15 protein-coding genes are annotated in these 25,342 nt (G+C 34.2%); 1 reads left to right on the plus strand and 14 read right to left on the minus strand.

Going from position 1 to position 25,342, the window contains the following annotated elements; all coding sequences use genetic code 11:
- Positions 1-1,221: OmpA family protein (locus ABS764_RS11020; protein WP_408081854.1), on the plus strand; the 1,221-nt coding region annotated here is incomplete at its 5' end.
- A 434-nt stretch (positions 1,222-1,655) separates the two neighbouring features.
- Here ABS764_RS11020 and ABS764_RS11025 read toward each other — a convergent pair.
- The 14 genes from ABS764_RS11025 to ABS764_RS11090 form a co-directional block, all read right to left on the minus strand.
- Positions 1,656-1,976, minus strand: a complete 321-nt coding sequence (locus ABS764_RS11025; protein ID WP_408082129.1) for a RagB/SusD family nutrient uptake outer membrane protein — start codon at positions 1,974-1,976, stop codon at positions 1,656-1,658.
- 14 nt (positions 1,977-1,990) lie between these two features.
- Positions 1,991-3,139 (minus strand): cellulase family glycosylhydrolase, encoded by a 1,149-nt coding sequence (locus tag ABS764_RS11030; protein ID WP_408081855.1) that lies wholly within the window; start codon positions 3,137-3,139, stop codon positions 1,991-1,993.
- Positions 3,140-3,263: 124 nt separating this feature from the next.
- The gene (locus ABS764_RS11035; protein WP_408081856.1) at positions 3,264-4,934 is read right to left on the minus strand and encodes an endo-1,4-beta-xylanase; all 1,671 of its coding nucleotides are present in this window, start codon (positions 4,932-4,934) and stop codon (positions 3,264-3,266) included.
- 40 nt (positions 4,935-4,974) lie between these two features.
- On the minus strand, positions 4,975-6,009 hold the full coding sequence (locus tag ABS764_RS11040; RefSeq protein WP_408081857.1) for a DUF5627 domain-containing protein: 1,035 nt from the start codon (positions 6,007-6,009) through the stop codon (positions 4,975-4,977).
- A 42-nt stretch (positions 6,010-6,051) separates the two neighbouring features.
- Positions 6,052-7,800, minus strand: coding sequence for a RagB/SusD family nutrient uptake outer membrane protein (locus ABS764_RS11045; protein ID WP_408081858.1), 1,749 nt, complete (start codon positions 7,798-7,800; stop codon positions 6,052-6,054).
- A 27-nt stretch (positions 7,801-7,827) separates the two neighbouring features.
- Positions 7,828-10,842 (minus strand): SusC/RagA family TonB-linked outer membrane protein, encoded by a 3,015-nt coding sequence (locus tag ABS764_RS11050; RefSeq protein WP_408081859.1) that lies wholly within the window; start codon positions 10,840-10,842, stop codon positions 7,828-7,830.
- A gap of 44 nt (positions 10,843-10,886) precedes the next feature.
- A complete protein-coding gene (locus ABS764_RS11055) occupies positions 10,887-12,782 on the minus strand; it encodes a RagB/SusD family nutrient uptake outer membrane protein (RefSeq protein ID WP_408081860.1) in 1,896 nt (631 codons plus the stop codon).
- 11 nt (positions 12,783-12,793) lie between these two features.
- Positions 12,794-16,006 (minus strand): SusC/RagA family TonB-linked outer membrane protein, encoded by a 3,213-nt coding sequence (locus ABS764_RS11060; protein ID WP_408081861.1) that lies wholly within the window; start codon positions 16,004-16,006, stop codon positions 12,794-12,796.
- Positions 16,007-16,682: 676 nt separating this feature from the next.
- A complete protein-coding gene (locus ABS764_RS11065) occupies positions 16,683-18,419 on the minus strand; it encodes a glycoside hydrolase family 43 protein (RefSeq protein ID WP_408081862.1) in 1,737 nt (578 codons plus the stop codon).
- A gap of 143 nt (positions 18,420-18,562) precedes the next feature.
- A complete protein-coding gene (locus tag ABS764_RS11070; protein ID WP_408081863.1) occupies positions 18,563-19,927 on the minus strand; it encodes a glycoside hydrolase family 43 protein in 1,365 nt (454 codons plus the stop codon).
- Between the two features lie 6 nt (positions 19,928-19,933).
- Positions 19,934-21,868 (minus strand): glycoside hydrolase family 97 protein, encoded by a 1,935-nt coding sequence (locus tag ABS764_RS11075; protein WP_408081864.1) that lies wholly within the window; start codon positions 21,866-21,868, stop codon positions 19,934-19,936.
- Positions 21,869-21,874: 6 nt separating this feature from the next.
- Positions 21,875-23,218 (minus strand): glycoside hydrolase family 43 protein, encoded by a 1,344-nt coding sequence (locus ABS764_RS11080; protein ID WP_408081865.1) that lies wholly within the window; start codon positions 23,216-23,218, stop codon positions 21,875-21,877.
- An 11-nt stretch (positions 23,219-23,229) separates the two neighbouring features.
- The gene (locus ABS764_RS11085) at positions 23,230-24,123 is read right to left on the minus strand and encodes an alpha/beta hydrolase (RefSeq protein WP_408081866.1); all 894 of its coding nucleotides are present in this window, start codon (positions 24,121-24,123) and stop codon (positions 23,230-23,232) included.
- A 50-nt stretch (positions 24,124-24,173) separates the two neighbouring features.
- Complete coding sequence (locus ABS764_RS11090) at positions 24,174-25,262, minus strand: alpha/beta hydrolase-fold protein (RefSeq protein ID WP_408081867.1); 1,089 nt, start codon at positions 25,260-25,262, stop codon at positions 24,174-24,176.
- Positions 25,263-25,342: the final 80 nt, after the last annotated feature.

The raw sequence follows: 25,342 nt of genomic DNA on the forward strand, positions 1-25,342 counted from the left end.
AACAATTATGTTAATGGTAAAAAAGGTAAAAACGAAAACGGAATTACATTAGTAAAATTATACAAAGCTACTTTAGAAGGAGAAAACTGGACTAATATTCAGGCGCTTTCTTTCACCAGTGACAGTTTCAGCACGGCACACCCTACGCTGAGTCCTGATGAAAAAACCTTATACTTCGCTTCTGACATGCCCGGAACATTAGGAATGTCGGATATCTTTAAAGTACAGATTAATGAGGATGGTTCCTTTGGAACTCCTGTAAATTTAGGCCCTTCTTTAAATACCGAAGGCAGAGAAACCTTTCCTTTTGTAAGTCAGGATAACGAACTCTACTTTGCCTCTGACGGACATCCCGGTGTGGGAGGTTTAGACATTTTTATGACTAAAATTAATGAAGATGGTTCTTTGAATAAAGTACAAAATATAGGAATGGATGCTAATTCGCCTAAAGATGATTTTGCTTATATCATTGACAGTAAATCCAGAAGAGGCTTTCTATCTTCTAATAGAGATGGCGGATTGGGATATGATGATATTTACAAATTTCTGGAAACTAAAAGACTGATTTGTGAACAGGAATTATATGGTGAAATTACCGATGTGGATTCTAAAATAGCCCTACCAAATGCGAAAGTGACGTTGTTTGATAACAAAATGAATGTATTAAAAACAACTAATGCGGATCAAAACGGAGCGTACACTTTTTTAGTAGAATGCAGCAAAATGTACACCGTTAGAGCCGAAAAAGAAAATTACAATACCAATGAAAAACAAGTTACTATTGCTAAAGAAAACGGAAAAACATACCTGCCTATAGCGCTGGAAAAAGACCAGTGTAAAGTAACTATCGGAGATGATTTAGGAAAATGTTTTGGTATTCAAAACATCTATTTTGACTTAGACAAATCTAATATCAGAACGGAAGCAGCTTTGGATTTAGAAAAAATATTAGATGTTTTAAACCAATATCCAGCTATGAAATTAGATATCCGTTCACATACCGATAGTCGTGCTTCTTTCAAATACAACGAAGCTTTGTCTGACAGAAGAGCTAAATCGACCATTAGCTGGCTAGTTAAAAACGGCATAAATCCCGATAGATTAACCGGAAAAGGGTATGGCGAGAGTCAGCTGGTAAACAGATGTGCCGACAATGTAACATGTACGGAAGAAGAACATCAAATGAATCGCAGAAGCGAATTTATTATTACCGCGCTTTAATATTTAACTACTCTTAAAAAAGTAAAAAAAACACCAAGAAGATACAAGGTTAAAGTTCCTCCCTTTTTTAGGCTTTACAGCTGACTAAGGAACTTTATATCTATGTATATAAATTAACTAATATTTCTTAATATTGAAATCGAAAAAGATTATTTAAGTAAAGCTTTAGTCCTAATGATAGGAAAATGGATATTTGTTTAATTACTTTTATCATTAGTATTTTGAATATAGACATATTACTTAGTAATCCAAAATTCGGAAGAAAACATATATTTTCTTCCGAATTTTGAACACTAAGGATGTTACTTTTTAGAATTCATTTATACGAAATAGCGTTATTATTTTTTTTTTTTTTGAAAGTAAAAGGTTTTATTCTTATTTCAATTAAAAAAACAATAACGCTATTTGCATATTTTTTTATTCCTTTTAGCAATCTACCAATCAGGATTTTGTGTCAAGTTAGGATTTATAACTGTTTCCGTAAAAGGAATTGGATATAAATACATCTTTTGATCAAAAGGTCTTGTAGTTAAAAGTTCTTTAGTGAATGAGAATCCTGTTTGAGTTTGTTGAACATTCATTTTGTAAATATCTTTAGTCTCTTCGCCAATTTTCCAACGACGAACATCCCAAAATCTATGTTCTTCAAACGCTAATTCTACACGTCTTTCATTTCTAAGTTTAGTACGGAAATCATCTCTTGTCATTCCTAGTGGGAAAGATGGCATAGTAGCTCTAGAACGAACTATATTTATAGCTTGTCTTGCAGTTAATGTAAAAGAACCCCATTATCTGGACCATAAATTTCATTCATAGCTTCCGCATAATTCAATAATACTTCTGCATAACGGAACAATACCCAAGTATGCTCTTTACTTGTAACATTAGGAGCCTGTAGATTAATTGATTCATCCATATACTTTTTAAGGTAATAACTTGTCTTTGTAGCATACTGTAATGGAGCTCCATTACGACCACCTTGAAAAACTTCAACAGTTTGACCTTTCCAAGTAGATCCGTTGTATAATCCCCAATAACCTGGATAAATATGTACAGCATAACCAATATTTTCTCCTTCAATAGGATTCACAGCATAGCCCTTATATTGCGATTGCCACCCTGAACCTGGAATCCAAAGAATATTATTGGCTCCATTAGCTCTAATCATATTAACAATGGGCTGAAAAAATAATTTTAATTGGTCAAAATGTGCCTGAGTATTTGCTCCTACCGAATTATCAGGAAGTTTAACTCTTATAGGTTCATTTGCTAATTCAAACATCACATGATCTGAATTTTTTAAAGAAGAATGTTTCGATATATAATCCCAAACTAATTTTAAATAATCGTGATAAGCATCGCCAACAGCAATCTCTTCAGGGCATACCCCCGGAGGTCTTAAAATAATGTACATTCCCTTGGATTTTGCATAAGTAATAAGCGGTAGAATAACATTATCAATAGCCGACTTAAATCTTTCAAAATTAAACTGGGATATATCATTTTCCTGAATGCCTGAAACACCTGGATTATTTGTCCAATAAGGATCTATATGCAAACGCACATAATTGAGATACCAACCTTGCTTTGCATCCGATAATTTATTCATTACCGCTTTGTTGTAAGTCAAACATCCTGCTACGTCATAATTATTCCAACGCCACTCCTCTACAGCTCCTCCATTAAACCAAGGGCTTGGTGTCATAGCTACACCATGTAACTTAACAATATTGCCACAAGGATCTTTCAGATATTTGCCAACTACTTTTAATTTAGGTGTACTTAATGGCCAGCTGATTGTTTCTTCAGCCGGAGGTGTATCATCTTTAGGACTTGATGTTTTAGGAGTATCGTCTTTTGAACAAGAAAAAAAGAGTAAAAAAGCAAATTGGATACTCAAAATTTTATATAATTTCATTTGGATTAATTTTAAAATTAAAAACCCTTTGGACGTAGTTAAAAATAAATACGACCAAAGGGAAGACTCAAACTTGATATTTAAGATTGATTTTAAATAATTGAAAGTATTATCAACTATATTACTATAACGATTTGAGACCTTCTGCAAATGAAGCATATGAAGGCTTACGGGTAAATACCTGATTAAATATTCCCTGATTTTGTCCTGGCAACCAAGACGAACTTGCGGGGCTGTCCGTTATTCCCCAAACTGTAATTCCATATCTTTGATTTACCGGAATATATTGCATATACTTGTCCACAATAAACTTGTACATATCGGCTTGCAATTGAAGATCAAAAGCAGTTGGACTAAGACCTGCTGCCACATCAAGTTCAGAAACTTTAATAAGTTTTCCGGTAGCTGCAAGTAACTGAAACATAGTCTCTATTTTATCTTTATCGGAATGAATATTAATATGCATCTGCGTTCCTATACCATCAACCACCTGACCTTTACTTTCTATATAATTAACATACTGAATAAGACCCTTACATTTATCAATATTATACTCTAAATTGTAATCATTTACAAATAATTTATCAGTTGAATTGCCATACTTTCTTGCAAGTCTAAAAGCTTCTACTGCATAATCTTTACCTAAATAATCCTGCCAGTAAAATTCATCCCCAGCCATATTGGTTTTGCCTACTCCCGTTTTCAATTCATAAGGATTTGCATCATCCATTGGTTCATTAACAACGTCCCAGGCTTTTACATAAGGAGCACAAACAGTAAGCATTCCAGAAATCCAACTATCTAATGCCTCACCTATTATTACCTTCTTTTGTTCTGGTGTTTTCTCTAATGTTTGAACACTACCTGTAGCGTTATATCTTTCTATTTTTAGATTATCATAGTAAAAACTACTAGCCGTTTTTCCAAGATTAAATGCAATAGTATTACAGTCAACCATTTGTTCTGTAACCGTAATTTCTTTGACATAAGGAGCCCACGTAGTGGTGTAAGGAACAGCTCCAAAGAAATCCCAATGTCTGTATCCTCCAGGATTTAATTGTGCCTGTGTCGGAGAAGAAGCCGTTACATCAGCACGTACATCAAGAGTAAGCTTGTACTTCTCGCCTACTTTTACTCCTGGAGAAAACTTTACGTATAGCTGCGCATCCCATTCATTAGTACGAACACTTTCATTTGTTAATTTGAGTGCTTTTCCTGAACCATTTGATCCTTGACCAACTGCAGTGTAACTAACCGTTAAACCTGAATTAACCTGAAAATTTGCACTATTTGTTGTCTCAAAATCATTCTCTGTTACCAAATCCCAACCAGGACCTGTTGATGAGAGTACATCTGGAGCAATTAACTTTTTTAAATAAGCAGCATTTTGATTGGCATGCCAACAAAGGGTATGTCCAAAAACGGAAACATTTGCAGCAGCTGCTGTTTCAAGAAGATCTTGAATATTATCAAGTTTTAGAGTTCCATCAGCCTGTACAACAGCACCATGTTTCATTTCATACCCCATAGTAACCTCGTCAAAATTACTGTTAACTAATCTATACATTACTGATTTGCTTGTATAGTCTGTTAAAGTAATACCCGCTCCTAATTTAAAACTAGGATTTAGCTGCCTGTCTACATAAGACTTTAAATCGGAATAAGCATTTATTATTTCCTGATCTGCAATACTCAATGGCTTTTCAACTTCGAAAGGCAGCGTATGTGATTCAGTACAGGATGCTAATAAAAATAGTAAAGCTGAAATTGATAAAAATTTAAATATATTTTTCATTTTTAATAGTTTTAATTGTTGATGTAATTATCAAAACAAATTAATTAAGCTCTGGAGTAAATACTTCAGCTTTAACCCCTCTATTTCTTAAAACCAGAGTATCCGTAGTAGTAATATTAAAATTACCATAGTTTACGTTGTACTTTAAGTAAAGTGCATCTCGATCCTTAGCACCCCAACTATTTTTCTCTCCGCGTTTAACAAATTTTCCTGTTCCTGTAGCTGAATACGAAGTAGGATTAGAAGAAGAAACACTAATATCTCCTGTAGTTTTGTCAATAGTCAATACCAAATTCAAATTCATGTTATTTCCGGATGCATCCTTGTAAGTAACTGGGAAATCAATCGTAGATAATGAAAGTGTGTTTATTTTGAATACTTGGTCTTGCTCAACATATTGCTGATGTCTTTTATCTGTTCTGTTTTGAGAAGTGTTAGTACTGTTTGTATAAACGTCAACTCCTCTTCTTAAATAAAAACCATCCCAGGGATTAATATATTTTATAGCATAAAAAATAAAATCCTTTGGAGCAACAGACCATTGACCAGTAATGGCTCTGTTAGGATTTGAAACTAGCTGAGTCCCTGACAAAATTGTATCTGCATTTACTACATTAGTCATTAACAAAGGGATTACATAAGTTTGCTTAACTGATAATGGGTCTGCAAAAAATGCATCCGTAAGCTGTACATCAACACCTCCGGTCACCTGACCTTTAGAAATTACAATTTTATTTGAAAGTAAAGAATAATAATTACTCGGCATAGCAACTATTGGATCCCCTCCTGCTCTAAACAATAAACCTGAAGTTAGTGGATTAGCCACTTCAACATCAATAGTAACATTTTTATCGTTATCATAGACTCCACCTAGTGTAGCCATAATTCTACATTTATAATCATTGTCTAAAGTAGTATCAAAAATATCTTCACCCAAAGTTATGGTTCTGACAGGAAATTGATAGGCAAAATAGACTGACTTATAGTCAAAATTATTAAAATCAGTATCTTGATTAGTACATGAAGATAAGGAAACCAATAAAATGACTAAAACTGAAAATATTTTATTTTTCATTTTTTATATATTATATTAAATAAATTACAAAGTAATGGATCTCTATCTCCAGCCTTTGTTTTGAATCAAAGCAGTAAATTTTAATGTTTCAAAATATGGAATTGGACCATAAATCATATCTGGAGTGAATACTCTTTTCTCTACTTCAGGAAGTAATGTATAAGTTGGTGATCCGGTTGTAACCTGAATATTAACACCTTTTGCAGGTTCAGTCAAGTTTGCTTTCCATCTTCTTAAGTCCCAAAAACGGAAACCTTCAAAACACAATTCTAAACGACGTTCATTTCTAATTAAATTACGCATAGCATCTTTGTCATTCTTAATTGACTCTAAATAATTGTCTGTTGTAATTCCAGCTCTTTTTCTCAAAGCAGCAATCACATCATATGCAGAGAATCCAAAATTAGAAGTTCCCTGAGGTCCCCAAGCTTCATTAGCTGCCTCTGCATAAATTAAATACAATTCCGTGTAACGCATACGAGGTCTGTAATGTCTCTGTTGAGTCCTTGTTTGCGGATTTAAGTTGATATCCTGTCTAAGTAGTTTTTTCATATAATACCCCGTACGAGTACTAGTCTCTACTTTGTTTAAGCCATCAACAGTTGTACTATTACTTGCTGTTGAAATTACACTTCCTGATACACCAGCGGTCTGACCATTAACTAAAATAAAATGATTTAAACGTGAATCACGGTTTGTATATGGATTTGAAGCGTTGTAATTACTCAAAGGATGAGAAATTGGGTAACCATTAGATGCAGGAAAAGCATCTACTAAATTTTGAGTTGGATTTAGACGACCACTACCAAAAAGTGATGGTGGATAATGATCTAATTCTAAGTTATTACTGTTAGCAATATCTCCTCTCCAAACTACCTCTTTAGAGTTAACTCCTGAACCTAAAGTTTCAATTTCTGCATTTCGATACCAGGTCAAACCATTAGGATCTATTCCTGCAACACCACCGTTTAGGGTAAGTAATTCACCAGCATAATTAGCAGCATCTACCCAAGCCGTTTGATTACCATTATTAAAAGCCGGACTTGCAGCAAGTAATGCTACTTGCGCTTTCAAGAACATCACTATTCTTTTACTGACACGCTGCCTTGCCTGATTATCAAATACACGATTATAATCACTTAAATTTGTAAAACCTGGAGGTAAAGTAGTAGCAGTCTCATAATCCAATGGAAGCATAGCACTCGCCTTTTCAATATCACTGTATATTTGAGCTAAACATTGCTGAAATGTGTTACGTGGAATATTAAAATTGGATGAAGCTGATTCTGGTTCTAATAAAATTGGAACACCTAATAGTTCATTATTATCAGTCACTCCCGCATGAGCCTGTAAAAGATAATACATATATAAAGCACGTAGACCGTAAGCTTCTCCTTTTAATCGTTGTGCAAATAACAATCGAGCACCTTCATCTCTAGTCCAGATTACCTTGTCAGCCTCAGCAATAAAAATATTCAAATATTGAATTGCTGCTTTTGAATTTGTCCATTGGTCAAAAGGATTAAAATTAGAGTCCCATTGACCAGTTGCTGATCTTCTGTAATTGTTCTGCAAATCATTAGAGACAGCATCATCTGTTGCTACGTCATTAAAAGTCCATCCATTTGTAGGCAAACGAGTGTACCCATTCAAGAGAATTCCCTGAGCAAATAATGCATCTTCATACATATCTTCAAGATTTCTATTGTTAGCAATATTTGGTTCAATCAAATCATCACAACTAGTAAAAGTTAGAGTAAAAGCGATTAGTATTAAAAATAATTTATTCATATCATTTAATTTTATAATGATTTCTAATTAAAAGGAAGCTTTCAAGCCTAAATTAAAAAACCTAGTTTGTGGAGCTCCACCTATGTTTAATTCCATCAATTCACGTTCTTGAGATATCGTCAATAGGTTGGCTCCATTAATATAAGCGCTTAACTCATTCACAAAAGAACTCTGTAAAATACGTTTTGGGAAATCGTAAGTAAATTGAACTCTGGAAAGATCAAATCTGTTAGTACTATACAACCAGAAATCAGAATTGCGATAGTTATTATCAGAAGTAAGTGTTGTCAATCTTGGGAAAGTTGCTGTAGCCTGATTTTCAACTGTCCAACTGTTTCTCACATTCACAGAATACTTGTCAATACCATCAATGTTATAATATGCACTCTGATTTTTCAAGGCATAAGCACCAACTTGGCCCGTAGCCATAGCAAATAATGTAAAGTTTTTCCATTTAACAGTGAAATTAATACCTCCAAAGAAAGGTGAGCCATTAAAACCAGCTTTTCCTAAATAAACTTCATCCTGCTGATTGATTACTCCATCACCATTTTGATCCTGATATTTAATATCACCAGGTTTTACAGTACCAAAAGCAGAAGTTGGGCTATTAGTGATATCAGCTTGATCGGTGTAAAAACCTAGATTTTTTAAACCGAAAATGGCATCCAGAGGCTTCCCTTCTCTATACTGATAATCATCTTCCAATATTTCAGCCCTTTGTGATGCCGTAGAATTATAGTAATTTCCAGTAACTCCTAACGATAAATCAACTGTACCTACTTTTTTATTAAAATTAATATTAAAATCTAAACCTATACGATCGTCATTATTGAAATTAATATAAGGAAGCAATGAACTATTAGGAAAACCAGTGACAAAATAATTTGGATACAAAGCATTTGCTTGTGTAATATTTCCCTTCATTCTATTGGCATAAAAACTTCCATTGAAGGTAATCATTCTATTAAAGAATGATGCTTCTAAACCTGCATTAATCTCACGTCTTTGTGCAAATGTAAGATCTAAATTTTCCCCTCTTCTAATGTCTGTACTTCTCTCTAAAGCACCATCTCTCCAGCTAAACCATTGTCCATCTGTTTGAGAATAAACAGTTTCATAAAGATAATAGTTTGAAGCACTAATGTCAGTATGTAAAATACCCGCAGAAACAGTAATTTTTAGATTATCTAAAGACTTCCAGTTTTTAAGAAAGTTTTCTTCACTTAGCCTCCATCCTAAAGACAAAGTTGGTGAGGACATCATTCTTTTAGATTTAGCAAATCTTGCTGAATGTACCAAGGCTTCGTTGAAATCAACATAGTATCTGCTATCATAATTGTAGGAAAGATTTAAACCTAAATTGGCATTACTTTCCTTGTGATAAACTGCAGAAGTTGAACGTTGATAACCGTTGACAAGAAACATCGCACCAAAATTATTTTTGTCTACTTGCTTTTTGTAATCAAGATTAGTGGAGAAAGTAAGTGTTTGTCTGTAAAAACTATTACCTACATTCTGTCTGCCATTACTAGCATCATCATTAATTTTTGACAATGAAGTGATTTGATCAAACCCTGCAAAAGTGTTCCATGTAGGTTGATAAACAGCATAGGTATCATTATAAGAAGTCGTGTATTGCGTATCATAGTCAATACCGAAATTAGTATGTGATGTCAAACCTTTCAATAAACTGTTCAAATTAGCATCGATACCTGTATTGAATTGAAATTGACGACTTACAAAATTACTACTACCTCCTGCATAAATTGATCCAATTGGATTAGTTGTCTCTAATTGATTGCCACCTAATAAATACATTCCATCAATTACATTCTTACTATTTTTAATTTGCAATTGAGTTGCAGCATCAGAAGCTTCAATAAGATCGATAGGTATTAAAGGAGTATAACGAAATGGTCTCAAAGTAGCAGCACCACCCCAATAATCTGCATTTACGCCCCGAGAATTAGAATAAATAGCATTAACACCCAGTTTTGCGGTGATGAAATCGTTAATCGCCACATCAACATTCCCTCTGACATTAAAGCGAGTTGTCTGATTGTTTTTGGCTTCACCAAAGTTTAAAAGATCATTATTGTTAGAAAAATTAACAACCGTATAATACTGAGCAACTGGGCTTCCACCTTTTATTTCAATGTTAGCATCATAACGATTTGAAAAGTTTTTTAAGTACTTAGAGGAATAGTAATCAACATTAGGATAACGAAATTCATTACCAAACGCGTGATTATATATTGTTTCATCATTGTACAAAGGTGCAAGACCATCATTAACCAATGCCTGATTGTAATAAGTCATATACTCAGCTGATCCCAGATACTTAGCAAATCGTTTTGGTACATCAATCCCAGCATTAGCACGAACACTAATTTGCTGTTTTTGCACAGAACCTCTTTTAGAAGTAATATATACCACACCCTGAGCAGCTCTACTACCATACAAAGCAACTGCATTGGCTCCTTTTAAAAAAGTAATTTGATCAATTTCAACAGGCAAAATAGAACCTGGCTCACGAAGAAAACCATCAACTAGGACTAAATATCCACCTTGTCCCCAAATGTTGTAATTAAAACCTCCTACTAAAGACTGCATTCCATCCAAACTATATGTGGAATAACCTTTATTTAAAATATCCTGTACATTAACAAAAGAAATTCCACTAGAAAGGTCTCTTTCCTGTACTTTCTTGAAAGCAACTTGTACAGCATTGTCTTTTAGTAAAGAAATACTATAATCACTTGAATTACTGTTAACCGAAAATGATTTAGTACCAAACCCTTTGGCAACAACTGATAATTTTGCCCCCATAGGAACATTCATCGAAAACTTACCACTCGGGTCGGTAGTCGATAATATATTGTCTTTCTCGTCTACAAGAGAAGCACCATCAATAGGCTTTCCTTCTGCAGTCTTCACGATACCATTAACTTCAACATTACTAACTTGAGCCAATGATATCTTAGGAAAAAAAGCAATAATTAAAAAACATAACACTATTCTTAGCTGTATATATCTCATTATTTTCTAATTTGTATTTATAAATTTTAAAATGATTGTAAGTATTACCAACCTGGATTTTGAGGAAACTCAAGATACATACTCACATCAGCATTTTTTAATGGCAACCAATAGTGCTTTTCTGAAAAGTTTCTTTCCAAAATAGTTACTTGTCTTAGGTTATTCACCTTATTCGTCTTTGGCGTAGCTGGATTAAATGAAGCGTCACGATCAAACTCAAGTGATTTTTTCAATGTATAAGGACTTTTAATCAATAACATCCAACGACGTAAATCATTAAAACGATGTCCTTCAAAAGCCAGTTCTACAGCACGTTCTCTGCGTAACTCTGGCATAAAAGCATCAACTGAACCGATAAATTTATTTGCAACATGACCTACTCCTGCTCTGTCTCTTACAAAGTTAATAGCATCAACAGCTGTTTTATTATAAGATGGATCTTTAGCAGTAGGTGAATTGTAAGCAACAGCAGTAGCCTCAGCATACATCAAATAAATATCAGACAAACGCATCCATGGAAGGTGAATATTTAGATTATTACCATAATTATATCCACCATCATACAAATTAGCTGTAATAGGAATAAATTTGTACAATAGATAACCTGTACGGCTACCAGTACTAATATTTCTGTAGCTTCCACCTGAAAACAAATTAGCATAACGATCTGATACACTTCCGGCAGGCATTGTACCACTTACCATTTTTACCCCATCATAAATTATATCATTATAAAAACGCGGGTCACGGTTTTTCCATGGATAAGAAGGATCATATCCTGATACTGGATCAGCTTGTGTTGGATTTTCAATTGGCAAACCATTAGCCATACCATAGTTGTCAACATAATTTGCAGTTGGTAAGAATTTCACATCCCCATCAGTTAAAATTGGTGCAGGCTGGTATTGTTTTGCAGTACCATAAGTGGAACTGTGTGCTCCTAAATAAGGACCTCTAAAAATAGCTTCAGTTCCACCTGGTATAGCCCAGTTTTGACCAGTTGTATAAAAATTGTCACTGTATTTTGCAAATGGCAACAAAGCATGTTTAGAACCTCCTGATTCCGTAATATTCAATAACTCAGCAAATGCCTCACTGGCCTTCTTACAAAATTCAGCATTATACGATTCACTACCTGTAGAAACTTTATTCATCAATGGACTACCCGCCCATAAATAGTTTTTACCAAGGTAACCTAAAGCCATTATTTTATTAATACGTAATGCATTTTTTGTTTCGGTTCTTTTACCTGTAACTGTATTATCCCAATCAGCAGGTAACAAATCTGCTGCTGCCCTAAAATCTGCTGCTGCTTTCTCCGCACATTCTGCATAAGATAATCTTGGCAATTGTATTGGTGCATCTCCGGGAATCACTTTATCGATATAAGGTAAACCTCCAAAATATTGCATAAACTGGAAATGAAACCAGCCTCTAAAGAAAAGCAACTGTCCTTTTATCAAATTTTTTTCTTCCTGAGTAGCTTCTTCTAAAAGATCGATATTAGCTAATCCCAAATTGGCTTTACGAATACCATACCAACCCAAAGTCCAAAGATCTTTTTGGAACCGATCTCCGCTAGTTCTCATGTTATTCCTATTTCTATTCATCCAGCCAGCTTGCCAACCATCGTTTTCAGATTGCCAACCTAAAAAATTTCCATTATCAATTTTTACTACAAAGTGAAAATCACGAGCCGTGGATTGAATCTCATCCTCACCCCAATTCCATGAATTAGTCCAATAGGCATTAGTGAAATCTGGAATGCACATATACAACTCTTCAGTAAAACCCTGAAATCTGGTAAAATTTTCAAAAGCTGCAGTTTCTGAAACAACAGCTTCTTGTGTTATATCCAAATAGTCTTCACAAGAACTAGCAGAAAAAACTATACTAAATAAAAAACTATACTTTACTATTGATTTAAAATATTTTTTCATAATTCTAAAATTTAAAAAATAATATTAGCACCTACATTATATCGTTTCACGGTAGGATAAGCGCCCTGTGATGCCCATCCGGTTCCAGCAAAATTACTCTCTCTGTCATCTGGCATTTTAGACCAAATATATAAGTTGTCACCGTTGACAAATACTCTTACACTTTGTATTCCTAAAGATTTTACAAAGGAGCTCGAATTATCAAAAGTGTATGCTATTTCAGCATTTTTAAATCTTATATACGAACCATCGTACATGTAACGTTGGGCATTATTATATGGACTAGGAGTTGACAACCATCGTGGCATAGGAACATCAGCATTTATATTGTCTTTATTCCAAAGTGTCCCTTGATCATAAACTACTGTATTTTGTGAAACTAAACTGCCTAAAACCACTTGTCTGGTCACATTATTTACCCCATAAAACTGAACAAAAACACTAAAGTTTTTCCAATTTAGCCCCACATTTGCATTATAAGTATTTTGAGGTACTCCGGAATATCCAAATGGTATGTTATCAAAAGTGTTGATAATTCCATCACCATTGTAATCAATAAGATTATAATTACCTGGTAACTTTTGGGCGTCGTTCTGATCGTGTATTGTACTAGCATACAAATCATCCCAGGTATTATAATAACCTTGAGCTACATGAGAATAAGCTTGACCTAATGGTCTTCCCACTCGCTTCTGGTAATCTGGTAAAAGTTTCGGGTCATCTAATTCTATAACATCACTCTTAGCATGAGTCATATTTAAATCTGACCATAGATTCAAGCCATTAGCAAAAGTATGATTTAGTTTTATCTCAATTTCATAACCTCTATTTCTCACTATACCAAGGTTAGCCGCAGGAGGTGAAGAAGCACCATAGTAAGAAGGAATCGCTCTATTAACACCATTTACCAAAATATCTGAACGTTCATCCTGGAATACATCAACAGAACCTTTTAAGAAGCCTTTGAAAAAACCAAAATCAAGACCAAAATTAGATTTAACCACTTTTTCCCATTTCACATTAGGATTCCCTACTGAATTTTCCGTGTACCATACATAAGGACTTAATTCGCCACCTTCGCCAAGTGTACCTAATTGAGACTGACCTCCTAACCCCCACAGGGATTGATATGCAAACCTTGCTCCGGCAGAGTCATCACCAACTTCACCGTAATTAGCTCTTAACTTTAATAAATCAATAAAGGAACTTGTTTTTTTCATAAAATTCTCCTTACTGATAATCCAGCTCAATCCACCTGAAGAAAAGAAACCAAAACGATTCCCTACACCAAATTTTTCTGAACCATTGTAAGCTCCATTGTATTCAATAAAATACTTGCCTCTGTAATCATAAGCAGTACGGAAAACCCAATCCTCACGATAACTCGGAATTTGTGACCCCTGTGTAAATTCGTTACGATTTACCAAAGCTGTAATTGCTATGTTGTGATCATCATTTATTGTTGTATTATAATTTAACTGTCCTTGATAAAACAATCTTCTAAAAGTTTGATTGTTATCAACATTCCCAGCATTAGGTGTCCATCTGACACCATCTTGAAAATCAAATCTATTATTTGCATCAAATGGTCTTTTGAAAATTGCAAGACCAGTTGCTGGATCAATCCATTTTTCCTGAGTATTGTTATTAATATCATTAACACCTCTGGAAACTTCACGAAAACTATTATCAAAAGCAATTGTACCTGTTATAGAAAGTCCTTTTATTAGTTTATCTAAATTTTGTGTCAAACTGAAATCCGTATTAATCCTTGTAGTAGTTTGATATTCAACCCCACTAAGTGCTAAACTGCGAACGGAGTTAGAGGCTTTACCTTCATTAGGTGCAAAATATCCCCAAGAACCATCACTCTCATAATAAGGCAGGAATACATCTGGTGCAGTAGAATAGGCAGCATCCCACATGGTATACTCATTTAAACGTGCTGCCGGCATTTTTCTAACACCATGAGAACCTGATAAACTTACCTTAAAAGTAGTTGTAGGACTCAATGTAAAATCTAAATTTGTTCTTACGTTGATACGGTCAAAACCATAACCTCCTTCATAACCTCTATTATTATCAACCTTTCTAAAAAGATCACCTTCATGTAAATAATCGATACTTGAGAAATATTTCACGAAATCAGTACCACCACTTACGTTTAAACTGGCATTGTGTGACATCACAAAATCCTTAAATAAAGTTTTTGCCCAATCCACATTTGGATAACGTTCTCTCTCGGTTTGATTAGCCGGAAATCTGTACTTATCAATGATATCCTGAGGTAAATAATTATTCCATGCTCCAGGAGAAAGAGACAACTCGTTTTCGATAGCTTGATTTTTCACCATTAAAGCGTCATAAGCATCAAACTTATTTGGCAATTGAGAAGGACTCTTCATTGTAGAGTTAATTCTTGCACGAATTTGAGCTTTTCCTAAACTACCTCTCTTAGTAGTAATAAGAATAACCCCATTAGCCCCTCTACTTCCATAAACTGCAGTAGCTGAAGCATCTTTTAATACAGAAACCGTTTCAACGGATCCGATATCAACACTATTCATTGGACGCTCAATACCATCAACTAAAATAAGGGGATCTGATCCATTAGGCGAACTTGAACCACGTATTACAATACGAGGATCTTCTTCTCCTGGCATACCTGTACTGGCATTAGTCACTAAACCTGGTGCATTACCCGTCAAGGCTGCACCAAGACTGGAAACCCCACCCGCTCTTTCTAACGTTTTTCCTGATACTTGGGAAATAGCAGCAACTAAGCTTTCCTTTTTTTGCGTTCCGTAACCAACAATAACGACCTCTTCTAATACTGTTTGATCTGAAGTCATTACTACATTAATCACAGACTGCCCACTTAATTTTTTCTCAATAGTAGTAAAACCAATACTAGAAAAAATTAAAATTGCATCTGATGATGGTACACTAATTTTATATTTACCATCAAAATCGGCTACAACACCAATTTTAGGGTTTCCCTTTACAGATACAGTTACACCCGGAATTGGCATCTTATCTTCTGCCGATGTTATAGTTCCTGTAATAATTATTTGTTGTGTTTTTTGAGATTTATTAGTTTCTACAGAAGGTAAAGAAGTATTTCCTTCATTAGCCAATAATACATTCGAATACATAAACTGAAATAAAACTCCCATTACCACGAACTTTCCTTTTCGTGGAATCTTAATTAATTGTATTTTCATATTAATATTTTGACATTTTTTAATTTATTAAAAATTAACACTTAAATTAAACATCACATACTTTACAAACTATTCTACTTTAAGCTTAATCGAATTGATAATACTTTGAGACTTAAATCTAAAATAAAACACAGTACATGATTTAATTGAAATAAAACACCCTCCTCTTACTTCACATCTTCTAAAGAAATATGAATATTAGTTACATAAAAAGGTGTTTTCTTTTTGAAAACTTATCCCATAGGCTTTTTGGTTATTATTTGGTTAGTTAATAGTAGTTTATTGTTGGTTATTTAAAAATTTTTAAAATCCAAATCCTGTTTAAACAATCGGTTGTGTAATTATTTTAAAAAAATAAGTGTTAGCACAACACTAAATAATTTTAACACAGTCTTTTGAGTAAGTGTTAAACAAATGTAAAATAAAAAAAGATAAAAACAACCGATTGTGTTGTTTTTTTTAATATAAAATATAAAAAAAAGTAAAATAAAATATTTTAACTGTATTTATATAACAATTAAATTAAACATATAGCAACATTAAACCTAAGCACGCTTTATGTTTTTTTCAGGTAATAATTATTTAAACAATATTTATAGAAGTTAAATCATTTTAGAATATAGGTTTTATCTGTTAAACTTGATTCAAGCTTAACAGATAAAACATATTCCTTTATTTATGGGTGTGCATCATTGTTTGAAGTAGCATACAATCCTAACAAGCAACCTGTAAATCCACCTGCCACATCAGTTGATAAAATATCTCCTGAAACAGGTCCGCCAACATTAACAAAATTAACTCTATCAAGAGAATAACTGAAGTTGTATTCGTCACCTTTGGCTTTTATTTGTAATTGTATTGGTTTCTTGATATCTATTTTAGCACTGCCAACTATTGTAGAGTTTACTTCAGCATCTCTTCTTGTTTTTTGATTTTTTTGTAAAACCACATAATAGTCTTTGTCTTTCATCGTAATCCCAAAAACATAATTAGAAGCTTCATTTTGCAAAGCCACAACACCTGCCAAATCTTTATCTGATTTTGGCTTATAGTCAATCGTAGTCGTCAATGAAAAACTATTATGCTGCTGACGATAAAACAAAGTAGAAGTTGGTTTTACTTCCTTAATATTAGTATCAAATGGATTAATTGTTAATCCTTTTTTCGAAGTTGTGATAAATTTTTCACGGGGTCCTCTTAGACCAATCCAACGATAATCTAACTTAGTTGCGGTAAAATTATCATTGAATGTAAAATTTCCATTAGGGAAGAATCCTTCTTTTCCTGTTTTATTTTCGCTAACTCCTTTTGGCATTTTTAATTTTGGCTCTAATGGAATTAAACCATTTTCAAAAACCGGAAATTCTCCAGACCAATCTACAGGTAGAATAAAAGTTTCACGACCTGTGTTGACTCTGTTTTTTTCATTTGGTCTCACTGCCAAGAAAACTCCGTAGTATTTATCTCCAGGTCCTTTTACTAAATCCGCATGACCAGCCCAATCAACTTTATTGGCTCTGTCTCTTGGAAAGAAACGCTGAGTCAAAATTGGATTGCTTGGAGCAGGAATGAAAGGCCCTTTTGGACTATCACTTTTAAAAATAACTTCGGTATGATTACCTCCTGTACCACCTTCAGCACACATTAAAAAATATTTTCCATCTTTTTTATACAGATGTGGTGCTTCGATCCAAATTGGATTTTTAGCCGGATCTACTCCTCCATCCACAATAATTTTGTCTGTTCCCGGAATTACCTTATCATTTTCAACATCATATTCCCATACTTTAATCACACGGTGGCCATTGTAACGCTCTTTCCCATTATCCGGTGCATCATTATGAACAATATATCCTTTTCCATCATCATCGAAAAAGATACAAGGATCTATTCCTCCAAATCCTAATTTTATAGGATTACCCCAACCTTTCTTAGGATCTTTAGTTTTTACAATAATATTGTTCAAACCTCCAGAAAAAGCGGTTACAATCATATAAAAAGTATCATTGTGAGGATTATAAGTAATCCCAGGAGCATAAACACCTGCGCTAATACCTGTATCGTGAGGATTAAATTGAGTAACATCATTTAATACTCCACCCAAATCTGTCCAGTTTACTAAATCTTTAGAGTGAAAAACGGGTACTCCCGGAAACATCGCAAAGGAAGAGCACACCATATAATAATCATCTCCTTTTCTGGTAATGGCAGGATCTGGGTAGCAACCCTGCAAAATTGGAGTATAAAACTCATCCGATTTTAAGGGGTTATCTTTATATACCTGATCATCTCCTTGGTAGGTAAAATTCGAAAATAATGGTGCATTATTCTTTGATTTACTTTGACTGTTGGCTCCCATAAAAGAAAACAGCACTAACATTAATAACAATTGCTGCAATTGTGTTTTTTTCATTATATTCATTTTAATTGGTTTATTTATAATTCATTTATTAAAAAATAATTTTTAATAGCATTAAATTTCGGTTGTTTAAAAAATCTAATTTATACTTTTTTCAACATAAAAACAACCGATTGCTTAAATATTTAAAAAGAGGATTATTTCGAAAACATCCAATAATCGAAGTACATGATTTGGCTCGTTGCTTTTCCTTTGAAAATAAAATATAAATCGTGAATTCCAGTTACTTTTTTAATATCAATTGTTTGTAGCGACCAACGGTCATTTCCACCAGTCATGGGTACTTTTAGCGTTCCTAATAGTTCACCATCTTTACTGTTTAATCTTATTTCCATTGATACATTTCCGTTATGAGTGGTACCAATTCGTGCTGTAAATTTTGAAGCGCCTTCTTTGCGAAAATCTACGGCTTTGACTTTAGTATAAGCATCATTGTACTTTGCGGTAATAAAATTTCCAACAACATCATTTTTCATTGATTTTACACCTTCCGACCAGGCAATAGTCTCTGCTTCATTTTTAGCATAAGGATTTAACGTACTTAAACTCTGTTTTATGCCTTCGGTCATATTCAACGGTATAATAGAACCATCTTTATTAAATTGAAGTTCTTCAACACATACCGAACGATTAAAACCACTTCCTCCAGGCAATCCCGCATTGTGATAGAAAAAATAACTTTTCCCTTTAAAATCGATAACACCGGGATGATTGGTAAAAGATCCGCCTTGTGTAGGCATTACAACACCCTGATATTTCCAAGGTCCGGTTATACTTTTACTGGTTGAATATCCGATATGTTCCGATATTGGACCGGCAGCAAAAAATAAATAATAGAGATTATTGCGTTTGTACATCCAAGGTCCTTCTTCATAAGTAGTAGGCCTTTGTTCATTTACTTTTCCTTCACGCTTGCCAAAAGCTTCAATTGTATTAGGAATTTGCTTGATTTCGCCTTCATAAGAAATCATATCTTCATTCAACTTTACATAGTAACAAACAGGATTTCCCAAAAATAAATACCCCTGTCCATCATCATCAATAAAAACGGTTGGATCAATATCGGCATTACTGTTTGAGACTAAAGGTTTTCCTAATGAGTCAATAAATGGTCCATAAGGGCTGTTAGCAACAGTAACTCCAATACCGTTCTTTCCCTGACGATCAGTAATGGGTACATACATATAAAATTTTCCATCGCGCTCGATACATTGCGGAGCCCAGGCATTCATTTTTGCCCAAGCAAACTCTTTATATGACAAAACAGCCCCGTGATCCGTCCAATTGACCATATCTTCTGTGGTATATAATCGCCAATCATTCATGGTAAACCAAGTAGATTCATCTTCGTCATGACTAGTGTATAAATATACTTTCCCATTATAGACCATCGGTGCGGGATCGGCCGTATAATTGGTTTGTACAATAGGATTTTGAGCTTCTCCTATTGTAACTTTTAAAAGAATTATAAGTAATACTACTATTTTATAAAGATGCTTCATTTTGTTTTAATTTGTTAATACAAATCCTCCATTAGGTTGTATTGTAATTGTAAGATCTCCTTTTTTAGAAACTTTAACCGATGTTGTATACGTTTCTTTATCAACCTTATCATTATAGATATTGATTGTTTGACCAGCAAGCATTGGTAATTTAAGTTTTAACACTTTAGCTGTTTTTTCGGCATTCACACCAGCAACATACCATTTTTGATTATTTCTTCGGGCAATTACAGTATATTTCCCTGGATAACCATCAATAAAAACAGTCTCATCCCAAGTGGTTGGAACAGTTTTCAGAAAATCCAATTCGAATGCTGGCACATCTTGAAGGTTATTGGGAGTCAAACCAAACATTTGAACAGGATTTTGAAAAAGAACAGCAGTTGCTAACTGAAAAGCATCAGTGGTTAAACGTTCTTGTCCCTTTTGATTTCCTTTATTTAGAAATTTATTTAACAATACTCCACCAAATTCCATACTTCCAACCGCATTTCGAATAAAAGGGTGTAAAGAAGCAAAATAAGCTTCTTTTTCGCGAACATCCTGCGAAAAAATTAGCATTTCGGAGGCAAGAACAGCTTCGCTACCAACAAAATTGGGATACATTTTTTCCCAACCACGAGGAAGAGTTGTACCATGAAAAATTATCATTAGACCATAATCATTCGCATCTGAAAGAATATCTTCGTACAATTTCATTGTTTCTTGCTTGTCACCACCAAAGAAATCTACTTTCAGCCCTTTTACACCAGCTTCTTTGAGCCATTTCATCTCATTTTTTCGGGCAATCGTAGTATTCATTTTATGAAGAGGAGTCTGAAATGCATCATTTGCAGTACCATTCGAATTGTACCACAAGAATACCTCAACATTTTTAGATTTGGCATACTGGATTAATTCTTTCATTTTTTCATAACCAATTCTTTCATCCCACCAGGCATCAATTAGAATATATTCGAACTTCATAGCAGCGGCCAAATCAATATATTTAACCTGATCATCGTAGTTCATACTATTGTCTTGCCAAACAATCCAACTCCAGGAACCACGCCCCGTTTTATATTCTTGCGATGGTTTATAAAGTGGTTTTACTACATCAAAAGGGATTGTTGTTTCAACAATTGGTTTGAGTGTTTCACCAACAGTAATCGTTCTCCAAGGTGTTACTCCAGGAAGGCTTATTTGTGCTCCCGAGCTTCCAAAACCATTATTTTGTTTGGGATTAGGATATTCTACAGTAAACAATCCATCTTTAAACTTACTCAAATGTGAGCCTGTATATAAACTACTAACTCCTGTTTCGGATAACAAAACCCATGCTTTATCTCCTAAATGGAAAAGTCCCGGAAATACATAACCTTCAGAAGATGTAGCCTTATCCAATGGCAAATCGGCTTCGTAACCACTTTCATAACTAGGTGCTGTACGTGCAAATCCAGTCATTGGTCGCATCATCGGAGAAAGAAATGTAGTTGTTGAAGATGAAAAGCTAAACCCTGTCTTTTCTTCAGTAACGACACAAACTTTAGTATCTCCCCAAGAAGGGATTTCATATCGAAAAGCAATATTATTATTACTCACTTGAAACAAAACAGCTATTTTTTGTTCTTTAGCATTCGAAAACACACAGTTTAAAGCATTTGCTTTATAGCTTACTTGCGATTGTTTAATTTTTGTTTGATTGTAATTTTCCTCCACTTTAGCTGTAGCTGAACTTACAAAATTCATATTAGCCGTAAAATCACCTGCATTAGTAATTAGTCCTAATGGAGAATCTTCTAGTACAATTCCACCTTTATACGTTACTGAATAAACGGGTTGACCACTTTTGACCAATACATTCAATATCAATTCTCCATCAGGACTAGAAACTGACATTGTGTTTTGCGAATAAACTACCGAAGCCATTATCAAGCAGTATAAAACAATTATTTTTCTCATTTTTATCTATTTACTGAATTTCCATGCATCAAAATTAAACAACTCTCCTTGTCCTCCTTTAAAAATAAAAAACAAATCATGCACGCCATCTACTTTCTTAACTTTAGTTTGAACTGCTTTCCAGTTTTGCCATCCACCAGTATTTTCAATTTTTAGTGTTCCAATAATTTCACCAACTTCATTATCCAAACGAACCTCAACCGTTCCCTCATTTAAAGAAGCAGCTATAATTTCTATTTTTTTAGCTCCTTTTGCAAAGTCAACTCCTCGCACCTGAATAAAATCGCCATCGTGAATTTGGGTTACATATACTCCCGTATCCTCACTTTTATCTGTTTTAACGCCTTTACTCCAAGCCATAGTTTCGGCTTCAATACGTCTAAATGGATTGACTGTTTCTATTTGTTCGGGACCTTCATTTGTAAAATAAGAATGATTTTGAATGGTTCCATCCTCGTTATAAATAATCCTATCGGCATCAACAGAACGTCTTTCATAAAAGGTAGAAGTTTCACTTTTAATCAAATCATAACTGTGCCCAAAGACATAAGATTTCCCCTTATAATCAATAATTCCGGGATGATTTCCTCTTGTTTTTTCGCTTGCATCAATAATCATTCCTTTGTATTCCCAAGGTCCCGTAGCGGAATCACTCATTGCATACCCAATGCCTTCCGGACAACAAGTAGAAGCATATGACAAATAATAATGATTATTTCTTTTCCAAATCCACGGTCCTTCTTGATAATTTTTAGGTTTTGAATCCACTTTTACGACTTCGCCTGAAGTAGAAATCATATCCTCATTAAGTTTGACATAATACAAATGCGGATTCCCCCAGTACAAGTAAGCCTGACCATCATCATCAATAAACGGACTTGGATCGATGTCGTCCCAAATATTATGATCAGAATACACTAGTCTCTTACTCAGAGGATCTTTAAATGGTCCATAAGGACTATCAGAAACTAATACGCCAATACCTCCACCATGCATGGGACAGTATAAATAAAATTTACCATTTCGCTCAATACACTGAACTGCCCAAGCACCATTATCTTGTCTGGCCCAAGAAAAGTCTTTTAGAGAAGCAACAATTCCATGCTCCGTCCAATTAACCATATCGGTTGATGTATACAATAACCAATTGAGCATTTTAAATCCTTTGGCATCATCTTCATCATGTGAAGTATAAAGAAATATGGTGTCATTATGAACCATAGGAGCAGGATCGGCCGTATATTTAGTTTGAATTATTGGTTTTTGAGCCATTACTGCTGCAAAATTCAAAAGAAATAGGATTCCTAAAACCCGTATTTTTATGGTGTTACATTCTAATAATTTAATCATAATTGATGTTTTTACTCTACTTTAGAGGTATTGTCTAAAATTGTGTATTTGTTTAATGATGAAACATCAACAGGCTTGAACAAAAACTGAGATAACATATATAGACCATTTTTCCAAACTTTAAAATCATGCCCGCCTGGCTCTAAATAATACACATGAGGTACATTGTTTTGAAGTAAATAGTCGTGAGTGCGTTTACTGAAATTAAGTAATCCATCAGCATCACCACAAGAAATCCATAACAGTTTTAATTGTTTCTTTGCTTCTTCTGGATTTGGAACTAAAACTTCAGGTAATTTAGTGTTAGGAGCAGAAGAAAAACCTCCCACCCAGGCAAATTTATCTAAGTTCCCCAAACCAAAATTCAGAGATTGTCCACCTCCCATAGAAAGTCCAGCAATGGCACGATTCTCTCTATCGGTCAAGGTTGGATATGTTTTTTCAATAAACGGAATTAAATCATCCAAAAGATCTCTTTCAAAAGTGGTAAATCCCTGAACTTTATCCGGAGCCATTATATTTCCTGTAGCTCTATCGTCTTTAATGGCGCGACCATTTGGCATCACCACAATCATCGGTTTAATTTTTCCTTCAGCATATAAATTATCTAATATTACTTGAGGAGAACCTCCTTTTAACCATTCTTTTTCATCACCACCAATACCATGTAGCAAATAAAGTACGGGATATTTATTACTTTTTGAAAAACCAGGAGTAGTATAAACCAGAGCTTTTCTGGTTGTGCCTACTGTTTTAGAATCATAAGAAATGGTGTCTATTTTACCGTGTGCAATAGCTGTTCTTTCCTGGTCAAATCCTTTCGGACCTTCTTTCTCAATTTTTTGGGCAACAACAATTAGGTTACACATAAAAAGCATGCTTGCTGTAGCGATAATTTTTTTCATTATTTTATTTTTAGATGGATTGATAGTTTATTTATATTTCAATTATTCTTTTAATCTTTAAAAAGCAAAGGTGCTAATTCTCTTATGCTGCGACGCCAAGTTTGAAACTCATGAGCTGTTTGATCAGACACGTAGGAAACGGCATTGAATCCAGCCTCTTTAAGCCCTTTTACCGCAGTTTGAACTCGATCTGGATTTTCGCGACTTCCACAGCTTATGAAAATAAGTTTCACTTTAGATTTATCTTTAATCTCTTCCGGAGTATAAATGCCTCCACTTAGCAGTGCAAATTGTGAAAAAACATCTGGTTTATTCAATGTGATTGTATGGGTTTCCATACCTCCCATAGAAAGACCAGCCATTGCACGATTGGGTTGGTTGGCTAACGTACGGAAATTAGCGTCTACATAAGGAATTAATTCATCGACCAAAACCGTCTGAAATGGTTCAATCTTGAAACTTGCTATACCCCCCCATTTGATTTCATTAGTCATTCCATAAGTCATCACAATAATGAAAGGTTTTATTTTCCCTTCGGCAATTAAATTATCCATGATCAAATTGACGCGTCCTTGATTGCTCCAAGCTGTTTCATCTTCTCCCCAACCGTGTTGCAAATACAAAACTGGAAAACGTTTTGATTGCTCTTTTGAATAACTTGGCGGTGTATAGACATAAGCTCTACGTGAAGTATTGGTGCTTTTTGAAGGAAAAAGAATTTGCTGTACATGACCATGAGGAACATTTTTCAAAGCATAAAAATCTTGATCATGAGCCGGAATTTCAATACCACTTTCCCAACGAGTAGAGCCATAAAAATTTAGTGCTCCAGGATCATTAAAAACACCTCCATCAACTGTAACGTGATAATAATGAAATCCTTCATCCATAGGACCAGCTGTTGTTCCTGTCCAAAATCCATTTTCTCCTTTAGAAAGTTCAGTTCCGCCTTTTGCTCCACCCAATCCTAGACTTACAACAACCGATTTAGCATCGGGTGCCTTAATTTGGAATCGGGCATAACCTTGAGAATTCACTTGTGGATATTCTTGTCCGGGTTGATTAACTGTTGAAGCTTTGAAATCTTCAATAATAGTTGCCTGTGCTGTTTGTGCTGAACACAAAGAACCAGAGAACATTAGAAATACGAATAAGATAATTGAATACTTTTTCATGTTTTTTAATTATTTAAATTTTTACTTTTTTATAATCATAATAT

The organism is Flavobacterium plantiphilum (assembly GCF_046000495.1).
GTDB lineage: Bacteria > Bacteroidota > Bacteroidia > Flavobacteriales > Flavobacteriaceae > Flavobacterium > Flavobacterium plantiphilum.

Bases quoted from the DNA above. Each gene is read 5' to 3' on its own strand.
- ABS764_RS11090 (WP_408081867.1), bottom strand. From the start codon at position 25,262: ATGTTCTCTGGTTCTTTGTGTTCAGCACAAACAGCACAGGCAACTATT.
- ABS764_RS11060 (WP_408081861.1), bottom strand. From the start codon at position 16,006: ATGAAAATACAATTAATTAAGATTCCACGAAAAGGAAAGTTCGTGGTA.
- ABS764_RS11035 (WP_408081856.1), bottom strand. From the start codon at position 4,934: ATGAAAAATATATTTAAATTTTTATCAATTTCAGCTTTACTATTTTTA.
- ABS764_RS11045 (WP_408081858.1), bottom strand. From the start codon at position 7,800: ATGAATAAATTATTTTTAATACTAATCGCTTTTACTCTAACTTTTACT.
- ABS764_RS11050 (WP_408081859.1), bottom strand. From the start codon at position 10,842: ATGAGATATATACAGCTAAGAATAGTGTTATGTTTTTTAATTATTGCT.
- ABS764_RS11040 (WP_408081857.1), bottom strand. From the start codon at position 6,009: ATGAAAAATAAAATATTTTCAGTTTTAGTCATTTTATTGGTTTCCTTA.
- ABS764_RS11065 (WP_408081862.1), bottom strand. From the start codon at position 18,419: ATGAAAAAAACACAATTGCAGCAATTGTTATTAATGTTAGTGCTGTTT.
- ABS764_RS11070 (WP_408081863.1), bottom strand. From the start codon at position 19,927: ATGAAGCATCTTTATAAAATAGTAGTATTACTTATAATTCTTTTAAAA.
- ABS764_RS11030 (WP_408081855.1), bottom strand. From the start codon at position 3,139: ATGAAATTATATAAAATTTTGAGTATCCAATTTGCTTTTTTACTCTTT.
- ABS764_RS11075 (WP_408081864.1), bottom strand. From the start codon at position 21,868: ATGAGAAAAATAATTGTTTTATACTGCTTGATAATGGCTTCGGTAGTT.
- ABS764_RS11080 (WP_408081865.1), bottom strand. From the start codon at position 23,218: ATGATTAAATTATTAGAATGTAACACCATAAAAATACGGGTTTTAGGA.
- ABS764_RS11055 (WP_408081860.1), bottom strand. From the start codon at position 12,782: ATGAAAAAATATTTTAAATCAATAGTAAAGTATAGTTTTTTATTTAGT.
- ABS764_RS11085 (WP_408081866.1), bottom strand. From the start codon at position 24,123: ATGAAAAAAATTATCGCTACAGCAAGCATGCTTTTTATGTGTAACCTA.